This is a genomic window from Streptomyces sp. NPDC057474 (genome assembly GCF_042802555.1).
Lineage (GTDB): Bacteria > Actinomycetota > Actinomycetes > Streptomycetales > Streptomycetaceae > Streptomyces.
The window spans coordinates 1-10,035 of sequence record NZ_JBHVDX010000297.1 but is presented as its reverse complement, the minus strand read 5'-3'; the positions used below and the strand labels follow the sequence as shown (position 1 = coordinate 10,035).

The following is a 10,035-nucleotide window of genomic DNA, read 5'->3' as shown; positions in this document are numbered from 1 at the left end:
GCGGCGGCCGGCCAGCACCAGGTGGGTGGCGCCGCGGTCGGCGAGCCAGCGGGCGACATGGCCGCCGAGGGCGCCGGTGCCGCCGGTGACGAGGACCGTGCCGCGGGGCCGCCAGGTCTCGGCGGGGACGTCGGCGCCGGGGGCGTGGACCAGGCGGCGGCCGTGGGCGCCGGTGGCGCGCAGCGCGATCTGGTCCTCGTGGCCGGGGTCGGCGAGGACGGTGGCGAGGCGGGTGGCACAGCGGGCGTCGAGGTCGGCGGGCAGGTCGATGAGGCCGCCCCAGCGGTCGGAGTGCTCCAGGGCGGCGACCCGGCCGAAGCCCCAGACGAGGGCCTGGGCGGGGTCCGGCGCGGGGTCGGCGCCGCCGACGGCTACGGCGCCGCGGGTGGCGCACCACAGGGGGGCGTCGATGCCGAGGTCGCCGAGGGCCTGGACCAGGGCGAGGGTGCCGGCGAGTCCGACGGGGACGGCCGGGTGGTCGGGGTGGGCGCGGGTGTCGAGGGCGAGAAGGGAGAGCACACCGGCGGGGCGTACGGCGTCCTCGGCGGTGGCGAGCAGGCCGGCGAGGGCGGCCCGGTCGGGGACGCCGTCGGGCACGGTGATCAGCCGGACGGTGCGTGCGCCGCCCGCGGAGAGTGCGTCGGCGACGGCGTCGGCGATGCGGGCGTGTCCGGTGGTGTCGGCGGGGGCGAGGAGCAGCCAGGTGCCGGTGAGGGTGGCCGGGCCCGGAGTGAGGGGGCTGAACGAGACGCGGTAGCGCCATGCGTCGGTGGTGGCGCGTTCGCGCTGGGTGCGCCGCCAGTTCAACAGGGCGGGCAGGACGCTGCTGAGGGGGGCGTCGGCGGCCAGGTCGAGGGCGTCGCTGAGGCTCTCCAGGTCCTCCTCCTCGACGGTCGCCCAGAAACGGGCCTCGACGGAATCCGCGTCGGGCGCGCCGGCGGCGTGACCGGCTGCGGTGGTCTCGCGGAGGGTGGGCCAGTAGCGCTGGTGCTCGAACGGGTAGGTGGGCAGGTCGGTGCGGGCGGCGCCGGTGCCGCCGAAGACCGTCTCGAAGTCGACGTCGACGCCGTGCGCGTGGGCCTCGGCGAGCGCGGTGAGGAACTGCCGCAGGCCGCCCTGGTCGCGGCGGAGGGAGCCGAGGACGGCACCGTCCACGCCGGCCGCGTCGAGGATGTCGCGCAGCCCGACGGCGAGCACGGGGTGCGGGCCGACCTCGATGAAGGTGCGGTGTCCGGCGGCGATCAGGCCCTGTACGGCCTCCTCGAAGCGGACGGTCTCGCGCAGGTTGGTGTACCAGTAGGTGGCGTCGAGCCCGATGGTGTCCTGCCAGTCGCCGGTGAGGGAGGAGCGGAAGGGGATCTCCGCGTCGCGCGGGGTGATGCCGTCCAGGGCGTCGAGGACGGTGTCCCGGATGGCCTCGACCTGCGCGGAGTGCGACCCGTAGTCGACGTCGACCTTGCGGGCGCGGATGCCGTCCGCGATGAGGGCGGCGTGCAGTTCGTCCAGGGCCTCGGCCTCGCCGGAGACGACGACGGTGGCGGGCCCGTTGACGGCGGCGACGGCCAGACGGTCCGCCCAGGGCGCCATACGGGCGCGGGTGCCCTCGGCGGACAGCGGCACCGACATCATGCCGCCGGTTCCGGCGATGCGCGTGATGGCGCGGCTGCGCAGGGAGACGACGCGGGCGCCGTCCTCCAGGCTGAGCGCTCCGGCGGCGCAGGCGGCGGCGATCTCGCCCTGGGAGTGGCCGACGACGGCCGCCGGGCGTACGCCGTGGGCGCGCCACAGGGCGGCGGTGGCGACCATGACGGCCCACAGGGCGGGCTGTACGACGTCGACGCGTGCGAGGTCGGCGGCGTCGGCGTCGCCGCGCAGCACGGCGGTCAGCGACCAGTCGACGTACGGGGCGAGTGCCCGTTCGCAGCGGTCGATCCAGTCGGCGAACACGGGTGACTCCGCGAGGAGTTCGCGGGCCATGCCGGCCCACTGGGCGCCCTGTCCGGGGAAGACGAGGACGGGTTCGGCGCCGCCCGGCACGGCATCGGCGACCAGGGCGGGCGCGGTGAGCGGTCCGTCGGCGGCGAGCACCGCGAGGGTCTCGTCGAGGCGGGTGACGTCGTCGGCGAGGACGGCGGCACGGTGGGTGAGGGCGGCCCGGCCGACCGCGAGGGTATAGGCGAGGTCGGTGAGCGGTGTGCCGGGCCGGGCGCGCAGGTGGGCGCGGAGCCGGGCGGCCAGGGCGCGCAGCGCGGCGGGGGTGCGGGCGGAGAGCAGCACGGGTACGGCGGGCAGCGTGGCCCGCGCGGCGGGCCGGTCGGGGGTGTCGGGGGCCTGTTCGACGATGACGTGGGCGTTGGTGCCGCTCATGCCGAAGGAGGAGACTCCGGCGCGGTGTGCGCGGCCGGTGTCGGGCCAGGGGCGTTCCTCGGTGAGCAGGCGGACGTGTCCGGCGGTCCAGTCGACGTGCGGGGTGGGGTTGTCGGCGTACAGGGTGCGGGGAAGGACGCCTTCGCGCAGGGCCATCACCATCTTGATGACGCCGCCGACGCCGGCGGCTGCCTGGCTGTGCCCGATGTTGGACTTCAGGGAGCCGAGCCACAGCGGCCGGTCCTCGGCGCGGTCCTGGCCGTAGGCGGCGAGGAGGGCCTGGGCTTCGATGGGGTCGCCGAGGGTGGTGCCGGTGCCGTGCGCCTCGACGGCGTCCACGTCCTGCGGGGCGAGTCCGGCGGTGGCGAGGGCCTGCCGGATGACGCGCTGCTGGGAGGGGCCGTTGGGGGCGGTCAGGCCGTTGGAGGCGCCGTCCTGGTTGAGGGCGGAGCCGCGGATGACGGCGAGCACCTGGTGGCCGTTGCGGCGGGCGTCGGAGAGCCGTTCGAGGACGATCATGCCGACGCCCTCGGCCCAGCTGGCGCCGTCGGCGTCCGCGGAGAAGGGCTTGCAGCGGCCGTCCTCGGCGAGGGCACGCTGCCGGCTGAACTCGATGAGGGAGCCCGGCGTCGACATCACGGTGACGCCGCCGGCCAGGGCGAGGTCGCACTCGCCCTGGCGCAGGGACTGCGCGGCGAGATGCAGGGCGACGAGGGAGGAGGAGCAGGCGGTGTCGACGGAGACGGCCGGGCCCTCCAGACCGAGCGCGTAGGAGATACGGCCGGACAGGACGCTGGGCGAGTTGCCGGTGCCGACGTAGCCCTCGAAGTTGTCGTCGGAGGCCGCGAGGATCGTCACGTAGTCCTGGTAGGTGACGCCGGCGAAGACGCCCGTGGCGGAGCCGCGGGCCGCGACCGGGTCGACACCCGCGCGTTCCAGGGCCTCCCAGGAGACCTCCAGGAGCAGGCGCTGCTGGGGGTCCATGGCGAGGGCCTCGCGGGGCGAGATGCTGAAGAACGCGGGGTCGAAGCGGCTGGCGTCGTGCAGGAAGCCGCCTTCCCGGGTGTAGACGGTGCCGGGGTGGTCGGGGTCGGGGTGGTAGAGCCGCTCGGGGCTCCAGTTGCGGTCGGTGGGCAGCGGCGAGATGCCGTCGGCTCCCGCGCGGACCAGGTCCCACAGGTCCTCGGGTCCTGCGATGCCGCCGGGGTAGCGGCAGGCCATGCCGACGACGGCGATCGGGTCGTCGTCGACGGCGCGGCGGACGGCGACGGGGGTGCCGTCGCCGGCGGTGCCGAACAGGTCGTCGGCGAGGTGCCGGGCCAGTACGGCCGGGGTGGGGTGGTCGAAGACGAGGGTGGCGGGCAGGGTGACGCCGAGGGCGGCACTGAGCCCGTTGCGCAGTTCGACCGCGGTCAGCGAGGTGAGGCCGAGGTCGGTGAAGGGCCGGGCCGGTTCGACGTCGTCGGGGCCGGTGTGTCCGAGAACGGCGGCGACACGGTCGCGGACGGTGGTGAGCAGGGCGCGTTCACGTTCCGCGGCGGGCCGGGCGGCCAGGCGTTCCAGGAGGCTGCCGGGGGGCTGGGTGCGGGCGGCACGGCGGCGGACCTGCTCGGCGGCCGGGGCGCTCTCCTCGCCGGGCACCGGTGCGGCGGCGGGCGCGAGGTGCGCGCCGGGCACCGGGCGCAGCAGCAGGGAGCCGATGGCCAGGACGGGTTCGCCGACCGCGTCGGCGGCGGTGAGGGAGAGGGTGTCGGGGCCGGTGCGCTCCAGACGGACGCGCAGGGTGGTGGCGCCGGTGGCGAACAGCCGGACCGGGCCGGCGGAGAACAGCACGCGCCCGTCGCCGAGGCCGTCGAACGCGCCGAGGCCCAGCGGGTGCAGGGCTGCGTCCAGGAGCGCCGGGTGCAGGTCGTGGCGGGCTGCGTCGGCGGAGGCGGACTCGGGGAGCGCGACCTCGGCGTACACGGCGGTGTCGTCCCGCCAGGCGGCCAGCAGGCCCTGGAAGACGGGCCCGTAGTCGAGTCCGGCCTCGCGCAGGCGGACGTAGAGGCCGTCGGTGGCGAGTTCCTCCGCACCCGGCGGCGGCCAGGCCTTGAGGTCGTGGGCCGGGTCCGGTCCGGTCTCGGCGGTGAGGACGCCGGCGGCGTGCCGGGTCCACTCGGCGGTGGCGTCGGCCGCGGGGCGGGCGTGCACGGCGAAGGCACGGTCGCCGCGGGCGTCGGGCACCTCGACGCGTAGCTGCAGGGCGACTCCGTCGTGCTCGGGCAGGGCCAGCGGGCGTTCCAGGACGAGTTCGCGGATCTGCGGGCGGTCGGCGTGGGCGCCGGCTGCCAGGGCGAGTTCGAGGAAGGCGGTGCTCGGGACGACGGCCGTGCCGCCGAGGCGGTGCGCGGCGAGCCAGCCCGCGGTGCGGGCGGTGAGGCGGCCGGTGAGCAGCAGGGTGTCGTCGACGGCGGACGGGACGACCGCGCCGAGCAGCGGATGTCCGGCGGCGAGGAGTCCGGCGGCGGCCGGGTCGCCCGCGGAGCGGTCGGTCTCGATCCAGTACGGGCGGTGCTGGAAGGCGTAGGTGGGCAGGTCCACCGGGCGGGCGCCGGGGGCGGTGGCGGCGAGCACGGCGTGCCAGTCGACGGGTGAGCCGTGGGCGTGCAGGGCGCCGACGGCGGCCAGCAGCGTCTCCGCCTCGTCGCGGTCGTCGCGCAGGGCGGGCACGGCGAGCGGGGCGGTGCCCTGCCAGCCGCCCTGGGCGAGGGCGGTCAGGGTGGTGTCGGGGCCGAGTTCGAGGAGGCGGACGACGCCGCGTTCCTCCAGGGCGGTGACGCCGTCGGCGAACCGTACGGCGTGCCGCACGTGCCGTACCCAGTATTCCGGGTCGGTGAGGTCGCCGGGCCCTGCGAGGCGGCCGGTGAGGTCGGAGACGACCGGGATGCGCGGTTCGGCGTACTCGACGGCGGCGGCGACGGCGCGGAAGTCGTCGAGCATCGGCTCCATGCGCGGGGAGTGGAAGGCGTGGCTGACCCGCAGACGGGTGGTCTTGCGGCCCTGTGCGGCGAAGTGGGCGGCGACCTCCAGCGCGGCGTCCTCGTCACCGGAGACGACCACGGAGCGGGGGCCGTTGACGGCGGCCACGCCCAGGACGTCCTCGCGTCCGGCGAGCAACGGCAGCACTTCGTCCTCGGCTGCCTGCAGGGCGATCATCGCGCCGCCCTCGGGCAGTGTCTGCATCAGCCGGCCGCGGGCGGCGACCAGGCGGCAGGCGTCGGGCAGGGTGAGCACCCCGGCCACGTGGGCGGCGGCGATCTCACCCACGGAGTGGCCGAGGAGGTGGGTGGGACGCACCCCGAACGCCTCCAGGAGCCGGAAGAGGGCGACCTCTGCGGCGAACAGCGCGGGCTGGGCGTACTCGGTGCGGTTCAGGGTGTCGGCCTCGTCCCCGTGCACGACCTCGACGAGCGGACGCGGCAGTAGTCCGTCGAAGTGGCCGCAGACGGCGTCGAAGGCGTCGGCATACGCGGGGAACGCCTGGTACAGGCCGCGGCCCATGCCGGGGCGCTGGGTGCCCTGGCCGGCGAACAGGAACGCGGTCCCGCCCGTGGTGAGGGTGTCTCCGGTGACGACGGCGGGGTGGGTCCGGCCGTCGGCGAGCGCGCGGAGGCCGGCCAGCAGGGCGTCGCGGCCGGTGCCGGTGACGGCGGTGCGGTGCTCCAGCGGGGCGCGGGTGAAGGCGAGGGCGTGCGCGACGTCGGCGGCATCCAGGCCGCTGTGCTGTTCGAGGTGGGCGAGGAGTCGGCCGGCCTGGTCACGCAGGGCGGGCGCGCTGCGCGCGGCGAGCAGCCACGGCAGGGCGGTGCGGTCGCTGTCCCCGCGTCCACGGGCGGGTGCGGTGGACTCGTCCGGCGTCGCGGGCGGTTCGGCGAGGATGACGTGGGCGTTGGTGCCGGAGACGCCGAACGCGGAGACACCGGCCCGGCGGACGGTCTCGCCGGCGGGCCAGGCGACGGCCTCGTGCAGCAGGCGGACCCGCCCGCTCTCCCAGTCGACACGGGACGAGGGCTGCCCGGCGTGCAGGGTGCGCGGGAGGGTGTCGTTGCGCAGGGCGAGGATCATCTTGATGATGCCGACGGCGCCGGCCGCGGCCTGGGTGTGCCCCAGGTTGGACTTGACCGATCCGAGCCACAGCGGCCGGTCCTCGGCCCGCTCCCGGCCGTACGCCGCCAGCAGCGCCTGTGCCTCGACGGGGTCGCCGAGAGAGGTGCCGGTGCCGTGCGCCTCCACCACGTCGACGTCACGTGGGGAGAGCCCGGCGAAGGCCAGCGCCTGCCGGATGACGCGCTGCTGGGAGGGGCCGTTGGGGGCGGTGAGGCCGTTGGAGGCGCCGTCCTGGTTGACGGCCGTGCCCTCCACCACGGCCAGCACGCGGTGACCGTTTCGGCGGGCGTCGGAGAGCCGCTCCACGACGAGTATGCCGACGCCCTCCGCCCAGCCGGTGCCGTCGGCGTCGTCGGAGAACGCCTTGCAGCGGCCGTCGGGCGCGAGGCCGCCCTGAAGGCTGAACTCGACGAAGGCGCCCGGGTCCGCCATGACGGTGACGCCGCCCACGAGCGCCAGGTCGCACTCGCCGCTGCGCAGCGACTGCGCGGCCAGATGCAACGCCACCAGCGAGGACGAGCAGGCGGTGTCGACGGTGACGGCCGGGCCCTCCAGGCCGAGGGAGTAGGCGATGCGGCCGGAGACCACGCTGCCCGCCTGACCGGTCAGCAGATGTCCCCCGAGCCCCTCGGGAATCTCGGTCAGACCGGCGGCGTAGCCGGAGCTGCCGGCTCCGACGAAGACGCCGGTGCGGGAGCCCTTCAGCGCGGTGGGGGCGATCCCGGAATGTTCCAGGGCCTCCCAGGAGGTCTCCAGGACGATCCGCTGCTGCGGGTCGAGAGCCTGGGCCTCGCGGGGGCTGATGCCGAAGAACGCGGCGTCGAACGCGGACGCCTGCGCCAAGAAGCCCCCGGACCGGGTGTCGCTGGCCTCCAGCAGGCCCGTCAGGTCCCAGCCGCGGTCCTCGGGGAAGGCGCCGACGGCGTCACCGCCGGCCGCGAGGAGTTCCCACAGCTGGTGCGGGCCGTCGATGCCGCCGGGCAGGCGGCATCCCATGCCGACGATGACGACGGGGTCGGTGTCGGTCGCCCGCACCGGGGCTTCCTGCCGCTCCTGCGCGGCCCCGTACAGCTCGTCCCGCAGGCGGGCGGCGACGGCGAGCGGCGTGGGGTGGTCGAAGACGAGGGTGCTGGGCAGGGCGACGCCGGTCTCGGCGGTGAGGGCGTTGCGCAGTTCGACCGCGGTCAGTGAGTCGAAGCCCATCTCGCGGAAGGCCCGGCCGACGGCGACGGCGGCCGGGTCGGTGTGGCCGAGCGCGGCGGCGGCCCGGCGGCGCACCAGGTCGAGCAGGGCGGCGTCGCGCTCCTCGGTGGTGAGCGGGGCGAGCCTGTCCCGCAGCGCGGCGCCGGCCGCGTCGACGGCGGTGTCGGCCGCCGCCGCGACGACCGCCCCGGGCAGGGCGGCGAGCAGGGGGCTGGGGCGTCCGGTGGTGAACGCGGACGCGAACCGTGCCCAGTCGACGTCGGCCACGACGACGGTGGTGTCCTGGGCGGCCAGGGCACGGTCGAGCGCGGTCAGCGCGGCGTCGGGGTCGACCGGGCGCAGGCCGCGGCGGTTCAGCAACTGCTGCGCGGCCTCGTCGGCGGCCATGCCGGTGCCGCCCCACGGGCCCCAGGCCACGGAGGTGGCGGCCAGGCCGCGGGCGCGCCGGCGCTCGACGAGCGCGTCCAGGTGGGCGTTGGCGGCGGCGTAGGCGGCCTGCCCGCCGCTGCCCCACACGCCGGCGATGGAGGAGAACACCACGAACGCGGACAGGCCGCTGTCGCGGGTCAGTTCGTCCAGGTGGTCGGCGGCGTCCGCCTTGGCGCGCAGCACGGCGGCGAGCCGGTCGGGCGAGTACGAGGCGATCACGTCGTCGTCGAGGACACCCGCGCAGTGCACCACGGCGTCGACGGGGTGTGCGGCCAGCAGCCGCGCCACGGTGTCCCGGTCCCCCATGTCGCAGGCGGCGACGGTCACTCGCGCACCCAGCCCGACGAGTTCGCCTCGCAGGTCGTCCGCGCCGGGCGCGTCCGTACCCCGACGGCTGGTCAGCACCAGCTCCCGGGCACCGCGCGCGACGGCCCAGCGGGCCACGCGGGCCCCGAGAGCACCGGTGCCACCCGTGATCAGGACGCGCTCCGGAGCCGCCCACGCGCCGGTGGCGCCGGGGGCGGGAGCGGGCGCCAGACGGCGGGCGTACGCGTCGGTTCCGCGTACGGCGACCTGGTCCTCGTCGTCGGCGGCGAGCACGGCGACGGTCCGCACGAGGGTGCGTCGGTCCGGCCGGGCGGGCAGGTCGAGCAGTCCGCCCCACACGTCGGGATGTTCGAGCGCGGCGACCCGGCCCAGTCCCCATACGGCGGCCCGTCGTGGATCGACGGCGGCCTCGGTGCCGCCGCCCACGGCGACGGCACCGCTGGTCACGAGCCACAGCGGCGCGGCGACCGCCGCGTCGCCGTATGCCTGTACGAGCGTGAGGGCGCTCTGCACACCGGGCAGGCAGGACAGCACGCCGGCGATCGGCGCCCCGTCGGCGACGGCCGCGGCGAACACCTCGCCCAGGGCGGCCCGCCCGAGGTCGGCGGCGCAGATCACGCGTTCGAGCCCCGGCAGGAACTCCTCGATGCCGGAGAGGACGGAGCCGGCGTCGGCGTCGGCTTGCAGCAGCAGCCACCGCCCGCCGGCCGTGCGGGTCGCGGCCGGTGCGAGCCGCTCCCAGCGGACTCGATAGCGCCAGGCGTCCGCGGTGGTCCGCTCTGCCTCGGCACGCCGCCACGCGGACAACGCGGGCACGACGCTCTCCAGCTCGGTGCCGTCGAGGTCCAGCACGCCGGCCAGCTCTTCGGCGTCACCACGGTCCACGGCCTGCCAGAACGCGGCCTCCCCGGCCGTCGCCACGGAGGCCGTACCCGTACCCGTGCCCGTGCCCGTCACACCACGCCGTGGCTCGGGCCAGTACCAGGTGCGCTGGAAGGCGTACGTGGGAAGTGGGGCGGGCCGCACCGCGCCGAACACCGCGTTCCAGCCGACCGGTACTCCGGCGGCGTGCAGTGCGGCCAGCGCGGCGGTCAGCGCGTCGGCCTCGGGCCGGTCCTTGCGCTGGACGGGTACGCAGACCGCGTCGTCGACGTCACCGAGCACGGTTCGCGCGAGGGCGGTGAGGGTGCCGTCGGGGCCGATCTCCAGGAAACGGGTCACACCCTCGGCGTTCAGGGCGCTCACTCCGTCGGCGAACCGGACCGCCTCACGGACATGCCGCACCCAGTACTCGGCCGACGTCAGGTCACCATCGACGGCGAGGCGTCCGGTCACGTTCGACACGATGGGGATGGCGGGCGTTCCGTACGTGATCCGCTCCGCCACCTCGCGGAACCGCGCCAGCATCGGCTCCATCAGCGGCGAGTGGAAGGCGTGGGAGACCCGCAGACGGGACGTGCGCCGGCCCTGCGCCCTCAGCTTCTCGGCAACCTCGCTCACGGCCGCCTCAACACCGGCGATCACCACCGACCGCGGACCGTTCACCGCCGCGACCGACAC

General features: G+C 76.2%; 1 protein-coding gene. It reads right to left on the bottom strand.

Annotated elements, in window-relative coordinates; genetic code table 11:
• Nucleotides 1-10,035 (bottom strand): type I polyketide synthase (locus ACFU53_RS43340; protein WP_384005295.1); only part of this gene is annotated, 10,035 nt, incomplete at both ends.